Here is a 19,703-nt window from a genome sequence, read left to right as displayed (position 1 = left end):
CCGCGACGGACTCCGCGACGAGAGAGGGCTCAGAACGAGGTCTCGTCGCGGCGGCTAAGGAGAAGGCGAGCGATCCGCACGGGCTCAGACTACCACCGCACCGATCGGCGCCGGATCGTCACGGCTCGTCGGTCGCCCCCAAGCGCCGGTCCCGCCGCGCGGCGACGAGGCTCGCACCGGTGGCCACGACCATCGAGATGACGATCACGCCGAGCGACATCCATGTCGAGATGTCGGGAGCCCACGAGATGTTCTCCCCGCCGTTGATGAAGGGCAGCTCGTTCTCGTGCATCGCGTGCGCGATGAGCTTGACGCCGATGAAGGCGAGGATGAAGGCGATGCCGTAATGCAGGTACTTCAGGCGGTCGAGAAGGTCACCGAGAAGGAAGTAGAGCTGGCGAAGACCCATCAAAGCGAAGATGTTCGCGGTGAACACGATGAACGGGCTCTGCGTGATGCCGAAGATCGCCGGGATCGAGTCGAGTGCGAACAGGAGATCGGTCATTCCGATCGCGACGAAGACGATGATCATCGGCGTGAACATCCGCTTGCCGTCGACCACGGTGCGAACCTTCGGCCCGTCGTAATCGTCGGTGATGTCGACCGTGCGACGCAGCAGCCGCACCACGAAGGACTCCTTCTTGATGTCGTCATCGTGGTCGCCGCCCGGAAAAGCCTGCTTCCAGGCGGTGTAGATGAGGAACGCACCGAAGATGTAGAACACCCAGCTGAACTGCTCGATGATGGCGGCGCCGGCGAGGATGAACAGGCCTCGGAGGACCAGGGCGATGATGATGCCGACCATCAGCACCTTCTGCTGGTAGCGGCGCGGCACCGAGAACTGGCTCATGATCAGCACGAAGACGAACAGGTTGTCGATCGACAGGCTGTATTCGGTCAGCCAGCCGGCGACGAACTGACCCGCGTACTCGCCACCCGCGAAGAACCACATCAACCCGGCGAAGATGAGCGCGAGTGCGACATAGAAGGCGACCCACAGACTCGACTCCTTGGGCGTCGGGATGTGCGGCCGCTTCGCGATGAGCGTCAGGTCGGCGACGAGGATCAGGACGAGGACGATCAGCGAACCGATCTCGAACCAGACGGGGAGGTCCATGCAGGCCTTTCGAGGGAGGACGAAACGTCGAAAGTCTCTCCCCCGCCAGCGGTGCTGCGGCGCGTGCCCGGGGTCCCGACGTCGGGCCCGTGATGACGGACACGCGAGAACGGGATACTCCCTCTCGCAGCGACCACGATACCGGCATCCATGGCGCGGCGTGTTCTGAGACGATCCTCCTCTCGCCGACACTCCCCCAGTAAGAGACGATGAGGACACCATGACCGACCACTCCGGAGCGCGCACCGACGCGGAGCTGGTCGCGGCGGCGGCCGCGGGCAGCGACCTCGCCTTTCGCGCGCTCTACCGCTCGCACGTACGTGCGGTGTATGCGCTGGCACGTGCGATGGTGGGCACGGCCACGGATGCCGAGGACGTCACGCAGGAGACGTTCCTCGTGGCGTGGCGCAAGATCGGCGGGCTGCAGCTGGAGAGTGAATCCCTCCTGCCGTGGCTCGTCACCATCTGCCGCTTCCAGGCCGCGAACCGCGTCCGGCGTCAGAAGCGCGACCGCGAGCACCTGGCGACAGGAGTCGACGAGACCCTGCCGGCGACGATCGATGTCGAGCGTGCGGTCATCGACGCCGACCTCGCCGATCGGATCGCGGCCCAGCTGTCGACGCTCGGCGAACTCGATCAGGAGATCTTCCGCCTGTGCGCGGCCGAGGGCTACGGCTACCGCGAAGCCGCCGACCGGCTCGGCGTCAGTCATGGTGCGGTCCGAAATCGCCTCTCCCGCATCCGCAGCTCGCTGCGCACCACCATCACCTCGGAGGGGTCATGACCACGGAAGACAACGCACTGCCCGAGCTCGCCGACGACCGCGTGAATGTCATCGAGCAGCGGCTGTTCGCCCAGATCGCCGAGGAACGCAGCGCGCAGTGGCAGAAGGCGGAGAGAGACCGAGTGCGCGCCGTGCGCCGCGGACGTCTCTGGATGGGCGGCACTGCCGCAGCGGCGCTGGTCGCGGTCGCCGCGATCATCGCACCGTCCGTGCTGCACGCACTCTCCGGTTCCTCGGGCGCGTCGTCTGTGACATCCGTCTCTCTGGACGCTGGCAGCGCGATCGCCACCGCCCCGGATACCCGCACCGAGGGGATGAGCGGCGCAGACTCCTCCGGCGGCGGAGCAGCCTCCGATGGTTCCGTCGTGAAAACCACCGCAGAACGGCAGATCGCCGTGAGCGCGTCCGCCACCGTGGACGTGCAGGACGCGGCATCTGCGGCCCAGGCGATCGCGACGGCGGCAGCTGACGCCGGCGGATACGTCGAATCTCAGAGCACGGGGACTTCGCCCGGGCGACCGGCCGCTCCGCTGTCCGACACGGGCAAGATGATGCCCGCTCCGGCGACCGCCTGGATCACCGTTCGGGTTCCCGCCGATGCGCTGTCACAGGTCGTGAAAGGACTGTCCACACTCGGCACCGTCACCGCATCGCAGACCGACCGGCGGGACGTGACGACCGAGACCCTCGATCTTCGAGCTCGTGTCAGTGCGCTGGAGACCTCCGTCGCGCGCCTGACCGACCTCATGAAGCAGTCGACCTCCACGGCCGATCTCATCGCTGCTGAGTCCGCCCTCTCCGAACGCCAGTCGGAGCTCGACTCCCTGCGTCAGCAGTTGACCTGGACCGAGTCGCAGGTCGCGATGTCGACGCTCACGGTCTCTCTGGTGGAGCCGTCCCCGGCCGTGACCGCGGACCCGGCCGGCTTCGGCGATGGCGTCGCCGCCGGGTGGAACGGCCTCGTCGCCACGCTCAACGCCCTCGTCGTCGCGATCGGATTCCTGCTCCCGTGGCTCGGCGTCGCCGCGGTGATCGCGGCCCTTGTGGTGCTCATCGTGCGCGTGCGCCGGGGTCGCCACCGCCGACGGAACGCATCGGCCGGTCCCGTCGAGAATCCGTGACCGCATACGCGAACCGTCGACAACGCACAGAAGCCCGGTCCATGTGAACCGGGCTTCTGTCGTGGTGACCCCAGCGGGATTCGAACCCGCGTTACCGCCGTGAGAGGGCGGCGTACTAGGCCGCTATACGATGGGGCCGTACTTTTTCGCTGCGTAAGCAACCGTTCGATTATGCCATGACGATCGACGCCTCGCCAAATCGAGGCTCGCATGCGCGCTCGGCTTGCCCGGATCGCACGACAGGCGTTGACTGACGGCATGCGCGTCACCAAACACGAACACGCCTGCCTGCGCCTGGAGCGAGAGGGCAGCCAGCTCATCATCGACCCGGGCAGCTTCACTCTTCCGCTGCAGGATCTCGCCGGCACAGTGGGGGTCGTTCTGACCCACGAGCACCCCGACCACTGGACGCCCGAGCACCTGCGCCGGATTCGCGAGCACGCGCCCGCCGTGCCCATCTACGGGCCCCAGGGCGTCGCGGACGCGGCGGCGGAGTTCGACGTCACGGTCGTGACCCCCGGCGACAGCGTGAGCGTCGGGCCCTTCTCGCTCCGCTTCTTCGGCGGACGGCATGCCGTGATCCACGAGTCGATCCCGGTCATCGACAACGTCGGCGTCCTGGTCGACGATGCGTTCTACTACCCCGGCGATTCGTTCTCGGCGCCCGAGGGGGTAGACGTGCGGTTGCTCGCCGCTCCGGTCGGCGCTCCGTGGCTGAAGGTCGGTGAGGCGATGGACTTCGTCCTCGCCGTGCACCCCGAGCACGCTTTCGCGACCCACGACATGACGCTGTCCCGCATCGGCCTCGACATGCACCGCGCACGGCTGCAGTGGGCCACGGAACAGGGCGGGGGACGGTTCCGTCCGCTCGATCCCGGCGACGCGATCGATCTCTGACCCCCGAAACGCCGGATGCCGCGACTCCTGGTCACTCCAGGGTCGCGGCATCCGTTCGTATGAGCCGATCAGGCCTCGGCGTCGTGGTCGGTCTCCAGGAACGCGACGAGCGAGTCGAGCGCGGCATCCGCACCCTCGCCCTCGGCCTTGAGCGTGACGACGGTGCCCTGCGTGGCGCCGAGTCCCATCAGCGTGAGGATGCTGCCGGCGTTGAGGTCAGGACCGCCCTCGACCGCGATCGTCACGGGGACGCCGGTCTGCTGAACGGCCTGCACGAAGAGCTTCGCGGGGCGCGCGTGCAGACCCGAGCTGCTGGCGACGGTGGCCTGGCGTTCTGCCATGGGATCCTCCTTGGATCGGTCGTTTTCTTCTGTCTTCGAGCCTAGGCGCTGACGGCTTCGGGAGAAACCGCGTTGGCGCCGGACATACCCTCGTTGGCGGCCGATCCGCGGCGCGCGAAGCGCTTGAGAGCGACGACCGAGAAGGCCGCGACGACCGTACCCGCGGCGATGGCGACGAGCCACAGCCAGAAGTTGTCGATCGCGAAGAAGACGAACACGCCGCCGTGAGGCGCCTTGCTCGTGACGGCGAACGCCATCGAGAGGGCACCGGTGACCGCGCCGCCGAGCATCATGGAGGGGATGACCCGGAAGATGTCGGCCGCGGCGAACGGGATCGCGCCCTCGGAGATGAACGCCGCGCCCAGCAGCCAGGCCGCCTTGCCGTTCTCGCGCTCCGGCTCGGTGAAGAGCTTGCGGTCGATGACGGTCGAGGCGAGGGCCATCGCGAGCGGCGGCACCATGCCGGCGGCCATGACGGCGGCCATGATCTGCAGGTAACGCTCGTCACCGGCGATGCCGGCGGCGAGGTTGCCCGTCGCGAACGCGTAGGCGACCTTGTTGACGGGGCCACCGAGGTCGAAGCACATCATGAGGCCGAGGATGATGCCGAGGATGATCACGCCGGCGCCGGACAGGCCCGACAGCCAGTCGTTGAGCGCCTTGGTCAGCCACGCGATCGGTCCGCCGAGGACCAGCAGCATGAGCCCGGAGGCGAAGATCGAGCCGAGCAGCGGGATGATCACGACGGGCATGAGACCGCGCAGCCAGCGCGGCACGTCCAGACCGTTCAGCCAACGTGCGGCGACACCGGCGAGCAGACCACCGACGATGCCGCCGAGGAAGCCGGCGCCCATGAAGCCCGCGACGGCACCCGCCACGAACCCGGGGGCGATACCGGGGCGGTCGGCCATGCCGTACGCGATGTAGCCGGCCAGTGCCGGCACGAGGAAGCCGAACGAGAGCGCACCGATCTTGAACAGCACGGCGCCGAGGTACACGATGAGCGAGGTGTCACCGAGGTTCCACAGGGTGGAGGCGCCGAGGATCTTGTCGGCGTCGAACGCGATCGTGTAGCCGCCGAGCAGGAAGCCGAGCGCGATCAGCAGACCACCGCCCGCGACGAACGGGATCATGTAGCTGACGCCGGTGAGCAGCGCCCGCTTGATGCTCGCGCCGTACGACTCCCCCGCACCCGACGTCGCGGTGGATGCCGCTGCCGCCGAACCGCTCACGCGCGCGGCGTTCGGGTTCTTCGCGGCGGCGATCGCCTCGGCGACCAGCTGAGCCGGCGCTTCGATGCCGCGCTTGACGCTCGCGCGCACGACGGGCTTGCCCGCGAAGCGCTGCGGCTCACGCACGTCGACGTCGACGGCGAAGATGACGGCATCCGCCGCCTCGATGATCTTCGGGTCGAGCGCCTTGTATCCGCTCGAGCCCTGCGGCTCGACGATGAGGTCGATGCCGTCCTTGCCGCCCTGCGCGGTGAGCGCGTCGGCGGCCATGAAGGTGTGCGCGATGCCGGTGGCGCAGGCGGTGACCGCGACGATGCGCGCGGGGCGCCCGTCGATGAGGTGCGCGCTGTCCGCGGCTGCGGCGGCGGCGGGCGCCGCGGCCGGTGCCGCGGTGCCGGAGACGGCGGCCGTCACGAGGGCGACGACGTCCTCGGCCGTCGCGGCCGAACGAAGACCCGCGGTGAAGTCCTCGCGCATGAAGCTGCGGGCCAGCTGGGACAGCACGGCCAGGTGCTCCTCGGCGGCGGTGTCGGGGGCCGCGATGAGGAAGACGAGGTCGGCGGGGCCGTCGTCGGCGCCGAAGTCGATGCCGGGCTTCAGCCGCGCGAACGCCAGCGTCGCCTCGCGCACCGCTGCGCTCTTGGCGTGCGGGATCGCGATGCCGCCCGGAAGGCCGGTCTCGTCGGTCTGCTCGCGCTTCCAGGCGTCGGCGGCGAGGGCTGCGGCATCCGTCGCCCGTCCCGTCGCCGCCACGCGGGCGGCGAGGGCGTCGATGACGGCCCGCTTGTCGGTGCCGAGCGACTCGTCAAGGCTGACGAGCGCCGGCGTGATGATCTCTGACACGGTGACCTCCAGTGGTCGTTTGGGTACAGGGTGGGTTTTCAGAGGGCGAGAGGCCTCACCGGCACGTCGCCGGGGAGGAGGTCGGTGGGGGTGGGGGCCTGTGTTCCCGGCAGGGCGGCCGCCGCCGACCCGTAGCGGATGCCGCTGCGCACCCGCTCGTCGGGAGCAGCGCCGGCGACGTCGGCGAGCAGGAACCCGGCCAGCGAGCTGTCCCCCGCGCCCACGGTGCTGCGCACACGCGTGGGCGGAGGGGTACCGAACCAGGCGCCGTCGGGGTCGACGAGCACGGCGCCGTCGCCGCCGAGCGTGACGAAGGCGGCCCCGACGCGGGTCGGTACGAGCTGGCGCGCGACGGCGAGCACCGCCTCGGGCAGCGGCAGCTCCGCGTCCAGAGCGACGCCGGCCAGCTCCACCAGCTCCTCATCGTTGGGCTTGATGAGGTCGGGGCGTCCGCGCTCGACGACCGCGCGCAATGCGGGGCCGGACGTGTCGACCGCGATGCGGGGAGCGGATGCTCCGGCGGCGCGAACGGCGGTGATCACGTCGACGTAGAAGTCCTCCGAAAGGCCCGGCGGAAGCGAGCCCGCCAGCACGAGCCAGTCGGCATCTGCCGACGCGCGCACGGTCGCATCGATGAGCGTCGCCGCATCCTGCGCGGTGCGCGTGACGCCCGGAAGGTTGATCTTGGTCGTCACGCCGTCGCTGTCGGTGAGCGTCAGGTTCGCGCGGGCGGTGCCCGGCAGCGGCACCGCGAGAACCGGCACGTGCGCGGAACGCAGCACGGCGGCGAACGGGTCGTCGGCATCCAGCGGGAGAACGGCGCGCGTCGCGACGCCGGAGCCGGCGAGCACGCGGGTCACGTTGATGCCCTTGCCCCCGGCATCCTCGCGGACCGAGAGTGCAGACTGCACTTCGCCCACGCGCAGCGCGTCGGACAGCGTCACGGTGCGATCGAGAGACGGATTGGCGGTCAGGGTGACGATCATGCGATCCACACCTCCACATCGGCGTCGCCGAGGGCGGCGACGAGGTCGGCAGGGGGCTCGGCGTCGGTGACGAGGATGTCGAGGTCGGCCAGACGGCCGAAGGAGACGAGCAGTTCGCCGTCGAACTTCTCCGCGTCGGCGAGGACCACGATCCGGCGGGCCGAAGCGATGACGGCACGCTTGACGGCCGCCTCGTCGGGGTCGGGAGTGCTCAGCCCGAATGCGGCCGACAGCCCGTTCGTGCCGATGAAGGCGAGGTCGGGACGAAGGCGCGAGATCGCATCGACGGTCTGCGCCCCCACCGCGGCGGCCGTCAGACCGCGAACGCGGCCGCCGATCGCCGTGAGGTTCAGCGCCGGCGCTCCGGCGAGCAGGTGCGCGACCGTCATCGAGTGCGTGACGACCTCGAGCGGGTGCGCCGTCGTGGCGCGCTGAGCCAAGAGTCCCGCCAGCGCGGCCGTGGTGGTGCCCGCGTCGATGTATACCGAGCCGTCACCGTGGGTGCCGATGGCGTCCAGCGCGCGCGCCGCGATGGCGAGCTTCGCATCGGTGCGACGCTGAGTGCGCTCGACGAAGGAGGTCTCCGCGGTACTGACGCGGGTGCGGGCGACGGCTCCCCCGTGCACGCGACGCACGAGGCCCGCCGACTCGAGCTGATCGAGGTCGCGGCGAACCGTCTCGGTCGTCACGCCGAAGCGGCGGGCGAGATCGATGACAACGACCCGACCCTCAGTGGTGATCAGCTGCTCGATGAGCTGCTGTCGCTCCGTTGCGTACACGGTTCCTCCTTGAATAGCCACACGTTACAACACAAACACAGCCGCATCAACACACCAGCCCGGGAAAAACCACATCACGCGCAGAAGGGCCCCGATCCGAAGACCGGGGCCCTTCTGCCGCGCGGCGCGCGGAGGGATGCCGAGGCTCAGGCCTCGCTCATCACCGTGACTTCCTGCTGACCGCGTGCGGCCAGAGCGGCGGCGCGAGCGGCGATGCGACGCTCCTGTTCGATCTGACCGGCATCCAGCGTCTCCTGGTCGACGGGGTAGCTGTCCACCTTGTTCACACCGTTGTACTTGGCGATGTAGGCGTCCAGCTCCGGGCCGGACTCCCACGAGGTGATGAGGCAGTAGCGCGGCTCGGTTCCGTAGTGGGCGGCGGCGTGCCACAGCCGCTGCGTGTCGACGATCAGCTGCGCGCCGGCCGGCAGCGCGATACGCGTCTCCTCGCTCGGATCGGTGCGGTTCTCACGCAGCACGAAGTAGCTCGTGGTGTCGTCCGTGAGGTTGAAGAACCCGCGCACCACCCAACCCGTGCCATCCGGGTTCAGACGGTTGTTGTCGTCCTGGTGCAGGTTGTAGAGGCAGTCCGCGTACGTGTTGGGCTGCAGCTCGATGATCCGGCAACGTCCGACGTTCGCACCCGGCTCCATCGCGCGCGCTGTCAGCGTCGGTGCGATGGCGGTCTGCGAGTCGATCCAGACGCCGTCCTTGTCGGTGCGCGGCGGCTTGTGGTTCCAGAAGCCGTTGCACTCGATCTCACCCTTGGCCGAGGCCAGCGGTGCGAAACGAGTGTCGCCCGAAGACTTCCAGTCGACGTATTCGACGTCGAGCCATTCCTTCGGATCGATCTCGTTGTTGTAGCGGTCGAGGACGACGTAACCGGTCTCCTCGAGAGCCGCGCTCTTGATGTAACCCATGACGGATTCAACCTTTCTGCCGGACAAGCGAAGTTTTTACAGGCCCGGCCGAGGCAAGCCTACAGAGCGCCCATGTGAACGCGATTAGACTCGACGGCGGTCATCGAGAGCGAGCGCGGAGGCGACACGGACAGTATGAACAGCGGTACGCATCTCGCCCCCTCGGTCGCGGCGGCACACGTCTCGGCCACCGCTGTCGCGACGATCCGCTGGCTCTCGGCATCCGACACGACCATCGTCGTCCCGGTGTATCAGCGCCAGTACCGATGGGACATCGGCGGGTGCGAGCAACTGCTCGCCGACGTGCGCGCTGTCGCCGATGCCGGCGCCGGACAGACACACTTCATCGGTTCGATCCTGTCGACGGCGTCGGCCTCCTCCGACGACGATGCGCACCTGGTGCTCATCGACGGACAGCAGCGCATCACCACTCTGATGCTGCTGGTCGCCGCCCTGCATCACACGCTGCGCGACGACGACCCCGCACTCGCGGCCGAACTCGAGCGCGTCCTGGTGCGCAGCGACGATCCGACGCGCACCAAGCTGCGTCCGCACCGGGCGTGGGCCGATGTCTTCGAGAGCGTCGTGCTCGGTCGCCGAGAGGCGGGCGAGCAGATGCGCGAATCACGGTTCGACGACAACTATGCGTTCTTCCGCAGTCAGATCCGCCCCGACGAGGCCGCCCACATCTGGCGGGGCCTGGAGCGCCTCGAACACGTGTCGATCACCCTGGGCGCAGACGCGAACGCCCAGCAGACCTTCGAGAGCCTCAACTCCACCGGCGAGCCGCTGCGTGATCATGAGCTGATCCACAACTACGTCCTGATGGGACTCTCGCACGCCGAGCAGGGCGAGATCGAAGACGAGTATTGGATGCCGATCGAGCACGACACCGGCGAGCAGATCGGCGACTTCTGGCGCCACTACCTGGTCATGCTCACCGGGCGCGAGGTCACGGTCGCCGGTGAGCGGGGCGTCTACGACACCTTCCGTTCCCAGTTCCCACGCCTCGACCTCGCGACGCTGCGGGAGCGCGCCGCGCAGTGGCGTCGCTACGCGGGCATCTACCGGATCCTCCTCGATCCGGCGCGCGCCGACGACCCCGTGATCGCACGACAGCTGGCCTACCTCAACACCTTCGGACGCGGCATGTACCCCCTGGCGCTTCGACTGCTTCACGAGCACATCGAGGGCGACCTCAGCGCTGCCGAGCTGCGTGTCTCGCTCGAGCACGTGCAGTCGCTGCTGCTGCGACGCACCGTCGTGGGCGTGACCACCGACCGCCTCGTCGCACGCCTGTGCCGTGCCGCTGCGGTGTCGAGCGACGCCCTGGTGCAGGCGATCGCCCGCATCACACCGTCTGACGAACGGACCCGGGTGGGGCTCAAGTACACGGCACTTCCGCACCCCTCCTACGTGTTGAAGCGTCTGGCGGGCGACATCGATCTTCCCGGCATCGACCTGGAGCACGTCGCACCCGCTGCGCCCTCCGACGACTGGTCGCCCGACGGCATCCGCCGATGGGCCGACCTCACCGACGACGAGCAGAACAGCTTCCGTGCGCTGGCACCCACACTCGGCAACCTGACGCTGCTGGAAGAGCATCTTTTCGAGCGGGCGTTCGACGCCTCGTTCCCCCCGAAGCGTGCGGTGTACGACGAGAGCGCCGTCGAGATCACCCGCGCGATCGCCCGCACCGAGTCGTGGAGCACGGCAGCCATCGCCGCGCGCACGCAGGCGCTGACCGAGCTGTTCCTCCAGGTGTGGCGCCGCCCCGCCGTCGTCAGCATCGACGACGACAATCTGACGCCGATCCTGGATGCCGTGAAGCGGCGCGGCTGGCCGCGCGGATGGCAGCGCGAGTTCGACTACGTCGAGTTCCGCGGCGAGCACTGGGAGGTGCCGGACATCCGCTACCTCTTCAACCGCATCTTCAAGCGTCTCTGGGCCGACTCCCGCCAGAGCGTCATCGATTTCAGCGCGCGGCGCGGCGGACCGGTCTATCCCGCGAAGGCGTGGAACGGCCAGTGGGACGAGCTGGGCGACGGCCGCTACCTCTACATGGGCTGGGACTCGAAGTACATGCTCACTGCGGTTCAGGGCGTGCTCGACGAGGCGGGGTGGGCCTCGGAGGTGTTCGTCAAGTACTCCTACATCGGTAACGCGATGAAGTGATCGGAGCCGTCATGCCTCGTCGATCGGCCACGCCTCGCCGCTCCCGTACCGAGCGCGGCTCAGCGCGGCGCTGGCGCGACGTGCGGCGGCAGGTCGACGCCCTCGACGTCGCGACCTTCGCCGCGGTGGCGCGCACGCACAGCCCGTTGCTGGACGCGACGATGCCGGCGCTGACGCGTGCCGCCGACCGTTCGGTGCTGTGGATGGCGATCGCGGGTCTGCTCGCGCTCACCGCCCGCCCACGCGGCCGGCGTGCTGCGGCGCGCGGGCTGGCGGCCATCGGGGTCACGAGTCTCCTCGCGAACCAGGTTTCCAAGCGGCTGCACCGCCGCCCTCGACCGTCCATCACGCAAGTGCCGACGCAGCGGCTGGCCCGGCGGATTCCCGACTCGACGTCGTTCCCGAGCGGTCACTCGGCCAGCGCCATGGCCTTCGCCGCCGCCGCATCCGCCGAGATGCCCACGCTGACCGTTCCGCTGCGCGCCCTCGCCGGGCTCGTCGGGTTCTCTCGCGTCGCCACCGGCGCCCACTACCCGTCCGATGTGGCGGCAGGCTTCGCCCTGGGCGAAGCGATCGCCTGGCTGACGACCCGCGTCGTCCCGGTCGAACGCGTGGACCCGCTGCAGGATGCTCTCGCCGTGCATGCCGGCACGCCCCGGCCCGACGGCGCGGGAATCGCACTGGTGATCAATCCGCGCTCCGGCTCCGGGCGCGCGGCGCGCATCCTTCCGACCGTGCGGCGGGCCCTCCCCCGCCTGCGGGTCGTCGAGCTGGACGCGGACGACGACTACGCGGCCGTCATCCGCGCGACGGCAGCCGACTGCGAGGTGCTTGCCGTCGCCGGCGGGGACGGCACCGTCCAACAGGCCGCGGCCGCCGCCCGCGAGCACGGCATCCCGCTGGCCGTGCTGCCGGCGGGAACGTTCAACCACTTCGCCAAGGACCTCGGCATGTACCCGCTGTCGACGGCGATCGCGGCGATCCGCGCCGGGACGGTGGCCAAGGTCGACCTCGGTGAGGTCAACGACAAAATCTTCGTGAACACGGCCAGCGTCGGCGCGTACACGGACTTCGTGACGATCCGGGAACGTTACGAACGCCGCATCGGCAAGCCGCTGGCCGCGGTCGTCGCCGCGGTGAAGACCCTGGGCACCGCCCGCGCGGTCCGCGTCCGGGTGCGCGATCTCGACGGCGAGACGGTCGACGCCCGCTTCAGCCTCCTCTTCCTCGGCAACGGGCGGTATGAACCACGGGGATTCGCTCCGGTGCACCGCGCGACCCTCGACGACGCGCGACTGGATCTGCGTGTACTGGGCGTCTCACGCCTGGGGTCCCGCGCGCGCGTCTTCGTCGACCTGTTCACCGGGCGGATCTCCCGCAACCGTCGGTATCAGGAGTTCTCGGATGCCGAGTTCGACCTCGAACTGCTCGACGGTCCGTATCGCATCGCCCGTGACGGCGAAGTGGGCGAAGAGGTCGATCATCTCCGCGCGCGCGTGCTTGCGCGCGCCCTCACCGTGATCGCGCCCGCCGCGTCCGCGCGCTGACTCAGGTTGCGGGAGGGCGCAGAGCGCCGGCGGCCGCCGCATCCAGGTACCGGACGACCGCGAGCACGCGGCGGTGGTCGTCAGCATCCACGGGAAGGCCCAGTGCGTCATAGATGTTCGAGGTGTGCTGGACGATCGCCTTCTCGGTCAGCACCAGGGCTGCCGCGATCCCGGCGTTGCTGCGTCCCTGTGCCATGAGAGCGAGCACCTCCAACTGCCGCGGGGTGAGCCCACCCACCGCACCGCCGAAGCGACCGGCCCGGGCGAGCATCAACTCGACGACCTCCGGGTCGAGCGCGGATCCGCCCGCCGCGACCCGGCGAAGGTCGGCGGTGAACGTGCGCACATCGGCGATGCGCTGCTTCAGCAGATAGCCGACTCCCCCAGCCTGGGCCCCCAGCAGCTCCGTGGCGTACCGGCGCTGCACGTGTTGCGAAAGAACGACCACACCGACCTGCGGGTGAGCGTGACGGACCCGCACGGCCGCCGCGAGGCCCTCGTCGGTGTGGCTCGGCGGCATCCGGATGTCGGTGATGGCCAGATCCGGCACGCGCGCGTCGACGGCCTGTTCCCAGTCCGCCGCGGTGCCGACCGCACCGATGACGCTGAATCCCTCCTTCTCGAGAACGTGCGTCAGCCCTTCGCGCAGCAGCACCTCGTCCTCGGCGATGATCACACGCACGGCAGCTCGACTCCCACTCGGGTGCCGCCGCCGCGCGGCGACACGATCTCGACGGCGCCTTCGAGGGCAGCGACCCGGTCGTGCAGACCACGCAGGCCCGCACCGACTCCGATGCGTGCATCACCGACGCCGTCGTCCTCCACGATGACCGTCAGGCGGTCCTCGCGGAGGGCGACGCTCACCCGCAAGGCCGTGGCGCCCGCGTGCTTGACGGCGTTGGTGAGCAGCTCCGCGATCACGAAGTACGCCGTGTGCGCCGCCGCCGACGACACACGGGACTCGTCGACGTCGGCACTCAACAGAGCCGGCACCTCCGCGCGATCGACGAGTTCCTCGACCGCGGCCACCAGCCCCCTCTCGCGCAGCGGCGCCGGCATGACGTTGTGCACGAGTCGGCGCAGCTCCGTCGCCGCCTCGTCGATGCCGGCCCGCAAGTGCTCCGCGGCCGCGGGGGTGTCCTCGGCGACGACGTCGGCCATCGACTGAGCCTCCAGCGCCAGCAGCACCAGCTGCACCTGGAGTCCGTCATGAAGATCGCGCGCGATGCGTGCCCGTTCGGCGTACGCAGCCTCCATCAACCGACGCCGAGACTGGATGAGCTCCTCGTTCGAGAGGGTGAGCTCCGCGGTGAGACGCTCACGGTCGATCGCGATCGCAAGGATCTCCCCCGCTCGCCTCACCGTCAGAGGATCGTCCGTGACGCGGGTGTCGTAGTCGATGGCCCCGACCAGGCGACCGTCGACGCGCACCGGCACGTGCGCCCTCCCGCCGGCCGGCGCCGCGGGCAGGAACGCGACACCGTCGGCATCCACGAAGCTTCCACTCTGCGCCGACCAGTACACGACCTGGAGACTGTCATCGCCCAGGCTGGCTCGCAGCGCCCGCTCGACGGCCGGCTTGTCGGGGCCCCCGACCGCGAGCCACGCGCTCAGCGACTCCAGCGCCGTGGTGCGAGCGAACGAGCCGGCCACGACGCCGAGGAGGAAGGCCACCGGCAGCCCGGCCATGAGAGCGAGCTGGACGACTCCGACCATGGATGCCGCCGTGCCGGTCAGCAATCGGGGCGCCGCGACGATGCCGAGCACGGCGACGATGCCGTATGCCGACAGTGGCAGCAGGATGCGACGATGGCGACGGTCGCTGATAACGAGGCGGATCGTGAGAATCGCCGCCGTCGCCGTCATCACCAGGGCGCCGAGGACGGGCTGCACCACGCTGATCAGCGCCCCGGCGCGCGGAGCGGCCACGCGCAGCGCGTCCAGTCCCGTCGCCGCTGCGTAGCCGGCTATGACGACGCCCACGGACAGGCGACCCCGCAGTCGGCCGGATGGAAAGGCGTGCAACAGGTGAACCGTCACGGCGAACACGGAGGTCGCGAACAACGCGGACACCACGTCGGACAGCGGTAGCTGAAGGTTGCCGAGCCCGCCGAGGCACAGGGCGACGGCTCCGAGCAGGATCAGGGGTCCGGTGCCGTTGGCGGGGCGGCGCCACCACGCGAGCACACCGGCGACCACCCAGATCCACAAGACGACGGTGAACGCGACGAGGGCATTCGCCATGTCGGGGTGCGCCGCGCTTGCGGCCAGCTGCACCACCCCGACGATCACCGCGAACGCCACGATGACCCACAGTGCGAGCTCGAGCGGCAGGACCTGTCGCCGATGTCCTCGCCCGGCGCGTCGAGGCTCCGCTCCACGCGTACGCGGTGTCACCATGCGTCGACCGTACTCCCGGCGACGTCTGCGCGAACGGGACCCAGGTCCATGGCCTCCCGGCGGCGCTCTCCCCTATGGTCGATCCAGCGGAACGCCTTCGCACACGGATCGTCGCCGCACGGCAGGGGGAAGCTCATGGGACAGATCGGCACGATGAGACGCCGCGTCACGCGCGCGACAGCCATCGTCGTAGCGGCGGGGTTCGCCGCCTGCGCGCTGAGCAGTTGCAGCGGAGGGCCTGCGCCATCGTCGACCGTCGCCGTGGACACCGGGACCCGGCCCAACCAGGACGTGGTGGCGCTGTACACGGACCGCGCCGCAGCGGTCGATGCGGCGCTCACTCTGCTGCCGTCACAAATCGACGATGCCTTGCGCCGGTCGAAGGTTCCGGGGCTGGCGGTGGCGGTCGTATCTCACGACGCGGTGCTGTACACGAACGGCTTCGGCGTTCGCGATGAGTCCACCGGCGCGAAGGTCGATGCCGACACGGTCTTCCAGATCGCGTCGCTGTCCAAACCGATCTCCGCCACCATCCTCGCCAAGGCGATGACCCAGGATCCGTCGCTGACCTGGTCGACACCGGCGCACACGCTCATGCCGGGCCTCGCACTCGCCGACCACTACGTGACCCAGAACATCACCGTCGGCGACTTCTTCGCACACCGCAGCGGCATCCCGACGGGAGGCGGCGATGATCTGGAGGATCTCGGCTTCGACCGGAACTACATCCTCTCCCACCTCAGCGAGATCCCCCTGCAACCGTTTCGGACCACGTACCAGTACTCGAACTTCGGTTTGACGACGGGCGCGGAGGCGGTGGCCGCATCCCGGGGCCAGAGCTGGGAGCAGATGTCGAAGGAACTGCTCTTCAGCCCGTTGGGAATGACCTCGACGAGCACGAGCCACGCCGACTTCCTCTCCGCCCCGAATCACGCGGTGCTGCACGCCCGCATCGCGGAGGACGACTTCCAACCGCTGTTCGATCGCGACCCCGACGCGGAAGCTCCCGCGGGCGGCGTGTCCTCGAACGTGCGCGATCTCGCGACGTGGATGCAGCTGCTCCTCAGCGACGGCTCGCGAGACGGGTCGGCGTTCATCAACTCGGACCCGCTGAACCAGGCGCTCTCGGCCCAGATCGTCAGCTCCCATGCCGGCGACCTCGATCAGCGCCCGGGGCATTACGGGTTCGGCATCAACGTCGGATCCGCCGCGGGCGGCCGCGTCACGCTCAGCCATTCCGGCGCGTTCGGCCTCGGCGCGGCCACCGCCGCCACTCTCGTACCCGACCTCGACCTCGGCATCGTCGTCCTGACGAACGGTGCACCGGTCGGCCTGCCCGAAGCCGTGGTGCAGATCTTCCTCGACGAGGTGATGTACGGGCACCAGTCCCGGGACTGGGTCGACACGATGCACGGCTTCTTCGCCGGTTTCAACGCGCCGTCGGGCGACCTCGCCGGCCGGCGCCCGCCGACGGATGCCGCGGCATCCGCTCCCGCATCGGACTATGTCGGCACCTATACCAGTGCGTATTTCGGCACGCTCACGGTCACCGAGGCCGGCGGTCGACTACGAGGAGCGCTGGGGCCGACGGAGGCGACGACCTTCGACATCACGCCATGGAACGGCGACACCATGGCGTACGTCCCCACGGGTGAGAACGCGCTGCCGGGATCGCTGTCCTCGGTGGTGTTCGCACGTTCCGGCGGCGCGGTGACGACCGCGACGCTCACCTACCTCAACCGCTACCCGCACATCGCGGAGCCCTCGGGCCTGGGTGTGTTCACGCGTCAGCGCTGAGGGCGGCATCGCCCACCGGATAGACACGGTGTCGACCGACGTGGGCGCGTCGTGTGGCGCGCTAGTCTCGCGCCATGGCGAGCACGATCGACTGGTCGGCGAGACTGCGCCGTCTCGACGCCGACGACTGGGCCTCCACGCTGGAGGGCGCGTCGGAGCTGCCCGGACCTCGCGCCAACCTCGACCTCGTGGTCGCGGCCGCGCGGATCGCCGGAGCGTCGGAGATCGATGCGCTCGTGCGCGCGGGCGGCGAGTTCGCGACCATGTGCGCGGCCGCCGCGATCGGGCGCGATGCGGGCGCGCCCGACAGCGAGAAGCGAGCGCGTCGCCTCGCACAGGATCCGCGGTGGCGTGTGCGCGAAGGTGTCGTGATCGGCCTTCAGCTCTGGGGCGACGTCGACCCCGCGGCGATGGCGGAGCTCGTCGCCGCCTGGGCGACGGCGGCGAGCCCGCTCGTCCGACGCGCAGCGGTCGCGGCGATCTGCGAGCCACGTCTGCTGCGATCATCATCCGCCGCCGCGCGCGCCGTGGAGATCTGCAGGCAGGCCACCGACACACTCCGCGCGCTGCCCACCCCGGGGCGACGGGACCCCGATGTGCGGACTCTCCGCCAGTGTTTGGGCTATGCCTGGAGCGTCGCCGTGGCCGCGGACCCGGCCCCCGGACTCCGCGCGTTTCACGCGCTGTCCAGCGATGACCCCGACGTCGCCTGGATCATTCGCGAGAACCGTCGCAAGAAGCGCCTGCTCTCTCTGGAGGCGGTGACGCCGCATCAGGAGCAGGAGTAGAGCGTGAACCCGCCCGCTCCGCCGCCGGACGAGGTCGACTTCGTGTGGGAGCCGGCCGGTGCGGATGGCCAGGTGTGCAGCGTCCGACAAGACGCGGCGCGCACGGCGTTGGCGACCTGATCGCCCTTGGGGGTGTGATCCCTGACGACGATCAGGTGCACCCCGGTGCGGATCTTCGCGGTGATCTCGGCCGCGGTGAAGACGACCGCCTGACCGGAGTAGCCGCCATCGGTGAGCACCTCATCGCCGGTCGCGTCGATGACCGGAGCCGCGATGCTCCACGAGTCCGTCAGGAACAGCGGCGCGCCATCGCGCCCTCCTCCCGCCGCACGGGCCGCGGCGACGAGCTCCACCAGCGGCGGCGTGATCCCCGGCGCACCGCCCCAGACCTGCGGTGGTGACGGCCGGAACGAGGCCGCCACGGCGGCGCGAGGGTCGTCGTGCTTCACGCCGACGTACGCGTCTCCCCCGCTGCCGTCGCGCGCGGCATCCACCACCTGCACGGCGAAGAGCGCGGGTCCTGCCAGAACCGCGACCGCCGCGGCGAGGGCGATCGTGCGGCCGAGGCGTCGGCGCCACGGTGTCCGCAGAGCACTCGCGACAACGAGCGCGCACATTCCCGCAGTGACGCCGATCATCGCGATCCACAGGGGACGAGGCATCCCCGTCACGACGGCCAGCACCACGCACCACGACAGCTGGACCACGGTCAGCATCGGCAGGACGAGCCGTCCGGCCCGGCCCGGTGCACGGCGGAGCCGAACCGCCTCATCGACCGCGAAGGCCGCGAGCAACGCCAGCTGCACCCCGATCGCAGACAGATATGCCGTGTGGGGCATGCGTGCCGCCGAGAGGATCGCGGCACCCGTGACCAGCCACACGACCAGGACGACGAACATCGCCGTCGCCGGCGACACGGGCCGAGGTCTGCTCCGACCGCGCCACGTCCGCACCAGCGACCACACACCCAGCCCGACACCGAACAGCGCAGCCGGGTACAGCCACCCGATCTGCCCGAGATACAGCGGATCGATCAGTTTCGTCACCGCCGCTGCGGCGCCGGACGCCGTTTGCGTCCCGCCGCCGCTGCGGACGGCACCGTCGATCGCGTTCGGGAAGAGACGATCGATGCCGTTGTAGCCGAAGACCATCGCGAAGACGTTGTTGTCGGTCGAGCCGTCGACGAACGGACGCGACGCTGCGGGAACGAGCTGCATCATCAGCATCCATGACAGCGAGGCCAGGACCGCGCTCCCGAGCAGCGCACCGACTCGAGCCAGGCGCTGCGGCCAGCGGCCGCCGACGGCGATCAGGGTCCCGATGAGCAGGGCGGGGAGCACGAACCAGGCCTGCATCATCTTCGCCTGGAAGCCGACGCCGATGAACAGCCCGGCCCACAACAGCGGCCACCATCGCTTCGTCAGCACGGCGCGCTGCCACCACAGCACCGCCACCGCGAGCGACATCGTGAGGAGTCCGTCTTCCATGGGATGACCGAACATCGAGACGAAGATGGGCGTGGATGCCGCGGCAGCCGCCGCCATGAGCCCGACCGCACGACCGCGCCACCGCAGACCGATCAGCGCGCAGGCGAACACCGTGACCAGCCCCTCGATCACCTGCGGAAGCGCCAGCGCGGAGGTCGACATGCCGAACAGGCGAACGCTCAACGCCTGCGGGACGGCGAAGCCGCTCAGCTTGTCGAGGGTGACCGTGGCGGCGGGATCGAAAGCACCGAACAGCAGTGCCTGCCAGGACTGCGACATCGAACGCGCGGATGCTTCGTAGAAAGAGAAGTCGCCGCCGCGGGCCAGATTCCACGCCGTAAGGACGGCGAAAGCGACCAGGATTGCGGCAAGGGTGACGCGCGCCCACCAGGGCTCGCGCCACCACCGCGGGAGGGCGGGTGTCATCGGCACGGGCCGACGCTAGGCGCGGCGCTTCGGCGCCCGCTCGGCGGGGGCTGAGGGAAGCCT

The 19,703-nt window shown here is 69.7% G+C and carries 16 protein-coding genes and 1 tRNA gene; 7 read left to right on the top strand and 10 right to left on the bottom strand.

Annotated features, from left to right (window positions below):
- Positions 1–118 precede the first annotated feature (118 nt).
- Positions 119–1,117, bottom strand: a complete 999-nt coding sequence (locus HMPREF1529_RS12025) for a TerC family protein (RefSeq protein ID WP_005050180.1) — start codon at positions 1,115–1,117, stop codon at positions 119–121.
- A gap of 220 nt (positions 1,118–1,337) precedes the next feature.
- Between HMPREF1529_RS12025 and HMPREF1529_RS12020 the strand changes: the two genes are divergently transcribed.
- The gene (locus HMPREF1529_RS12020; RefSeq protein WP_016465024.1) at positions 1,338–1,901 is read left to right on the top strand and encodes an RNA polymerase sigma factor; all 564 of its coding nucleotides are present in this window, start codon (positions 1,338–1,340) and stop codon (positions 1,899–1,901) included.
- On the top strand, positions 1,898–3,022 hold the full coding sequence (locus HMPREF1529_RS12015) for a DUF4349 domain-containing protein (RefSeq protein WP_005050174.1): 1,125 nt from the start codon (positions 1,898–1,900) through the stop codon (positions 3,020–3,022). Before HMPREF1529_RS12020 ends, HMPREF1529_RS12015 begins: the two co-directional genes overlap by 4 nt.
- A gap of 62 nt (positions 3,023–3,084) precedes the next feature.
- Here the strand turns inward: HMPREF1529_RS12015 and HMPREF1529_RS12010 are convergent.
- Positions 3,085–3,160 (bottom strand) — tRNA-Glu (locus HMPREF1529_RS12010).
- Between the two features lie 120 nt (positions 3,161–3,280).
- Between HMPREF1529_RS12010 and HMPREF1529_RS12005 the strand changes: the two genes are divergently transcribed.
- On the top strand, positions 3,281–3,919 hold the full coding sequence (locus HMPREF1529_RS12005) for an MBL fold metallo-hydrolase (protein ID WP_036283727.1): 639 nt from the start codon (positions 3,281–3,283) through the stop codon (positions 3,917–3,919).
- 68 nt (positions 3,920–3,987) lie between these two features.
- On the opposite strand, the gene HMPREF1529_RS12000 is transcribed toward HMPREF1529_RS12005, so the two are convergent.
- The 5 genes from HMPREF1529_RS12000 to HMPREF1529_RS11980 all read right to left on the bottom strand — a co-directional run bounded on the left by HMPREF1529_RS12000 (position 3,988) and on the right by HMPREF1529_RS11980 (position 9,020).
- On the bottom strand, positions 3,988–4,260 hold the full coding sequence (locus HMPREF1529_RS12000) for an HPr family phosphocarrier protein (RefSeq protein ID WP_016465022.1): 273 nt from the start codon (positions 4,258–4,260) through the stop codon (positions 3,988–3,990).
- A gap of 41 nt (positions 4,261–4,301) precedes the next feature.
- Positions 4,302–6,335, bottom strand: coding sequence for a PTS fructose transporter subunit IIABC (locus HMPREF1529_RS11995; RefSeq protein ID WP_016465021.1), 2,034 nt, complete (start codon positions 6,333–6,335; stop codon positions 4,302–4,304).
- 38 nt (positions 6,336–6,373) lie between these two features.
- Positions 6,374–7,321, bottom strand: a complete 948-nt coding sequence (locus tag HMPREF1529_RS11990; RefSeq protein ID WP_005050166.1) for a 1-phosphofructokinase family hexose kinase — start codon at positions 7,319–7,321, stop codon at positions 6,374–6,376.
- Positions 7,318–8,100 (bottom strand): DeoR/GlpR family DNA-binding transcription regulator, encoded by a 783-nt coding sequence (locus HMPREF1529_RS11985; protein WP_005050165.1) that lies wholly within the window; start codon positions 8,098–8,100, stop codon positions 7,318–7,320. Before HMPREF1529_RS11985 ends, HMPREF1529_RS11990 begins: the two co-directional genes overlap by 4 nt.
- A 146-nt stretch (positions 8,101–8,246) precedes the next feature.
- Positions 8,247–9,020 (bottom strand): hypothetical protein, encoded by a 774-nt coding sequence (locus HMPREF1529_RS11980; protein WP_005050163.1) that lies wholly within the window; start codon positions 9,018–9,020, stop codon positions 8,247–8,249.
- 135 nt (positions 9,021–9,155) lie between these two features.
- Between HMPREF1529_RS11980 and HMPREF1529_RS11975 the strand changes: the two genes are divergently transcribed.
- A complete protein-coding gene (locus HMPREF1529_RS11975) occupies positions 9,156–11,195 on the top strand; it encodes a DUF262 domain-containing protein (protein WP_005050161.1) in 2,040 nt (679 codons plus the stop codon).
- 11 nt (positions 11,196–11,206) lie between these two features.
- On the top strand, positions 11,207–12,742 hold the full coding sequence (locus HMPREF1529_RS11970) for a bifunctional phosphatase PAP2/diacylglycerol kinase family protein (protein ID WP_005050160.1): 1,536 nt from the start codon (positions 11,207–11,209) through the stop codon (positions 12,740–12,742).
- A gap of 1 nt (position 12,743) precedes the next feature.
- Here HMPREF1529_RS11970 and HMPREF1529_RS11965 read toward each other — a convergent pair whose 3' ends face one another.
- Positions 12,744–13,424, bottom strand: a complete 681-nt coding sequence (locus HMPREF1529_RS11965) for a response regulator transcription factor (RefSeq protein WP_005050158.1) — start codon at positions 13,422–13,424, stop codon at positions 12,744–12,746.
- Positions 13,415–15,142 (bottom strand): sensor histidine kinase, encoded by a 1,728-nt coding sequence (locus HMPREF1529_RS11960; RefSeq protein ID WP_005050156.1) that lies wholly within the window; start codon positions 15,140–15,142, stop codon positions 13,415–13,417. The genes HMPREF1529_RS11965 and HMPREF1529_RS11960 overlap by 10 nt, the downstream gene beginning before the upstream one ends.
- Positions 15,143–15,403: 261 nt before the next feature.
- On the opposite strand from HMPREF1529_RS11960, the gene HMPREF1529_RS11955 reads away from it, so the two are divergent.
- Positions 15,404–16,939: a serine hydrolase gene (locus tag HMPREF1529_RS11955; protein WP_232212124.1), complete on the top strand. Its 1,536-nt coding sequence runs from the start codon at positions 15,404–15,406 to the stop codon at positions 16,937–16,939.
- Between the two features lie 74 nt (positions 16,940–17,013).
- A complete protein-coding gene (locus tag HMPREF1529_RS11950; protein WP_016465019.1) occupies positions 17,014–17,727 on the top strand; it encodes a HEAT repeat domain-containing protein in 714 nt (237 codons plus the stop codon).
- Here the strand turns inward: HMPREF1529_RS11950 and HMPREF1529_RS11945 are convergent.
- Positions 17,712–19,640: an ArnT family glycosyltransferase gene (locus HMPREF1529_RS11945; protein WP_005050151.1), complete on the bottom strand. Its 1,929-nt coding sequence runs from the start codon at positions 19,638–19,640 to the stop codon at positions 17,712–17,714. The two genes, HMPREF1529_RS11950 and HMPREF1529_RS11945, sit on opposite strands and share 16 nt — an antisense overlap.
- Positions 19,641–19,703 lie beyond the last annotated feature (63 nt).

It is taken from the genome of Microbacterium sp. oral taxon 186 str. F0373 (assembly GCF_000411455.1).
Classification (GTDB): Bacteria; Actinomycetota; Actinomycetes; order Actinomycetales; family Microbacteriaceae; genus Microbacterium.
The sequence above is the reverse complement of the archived record's forward strand: the minus strand, read 5'-3'. Positions and strand labels throughout refer to the sequence as shown.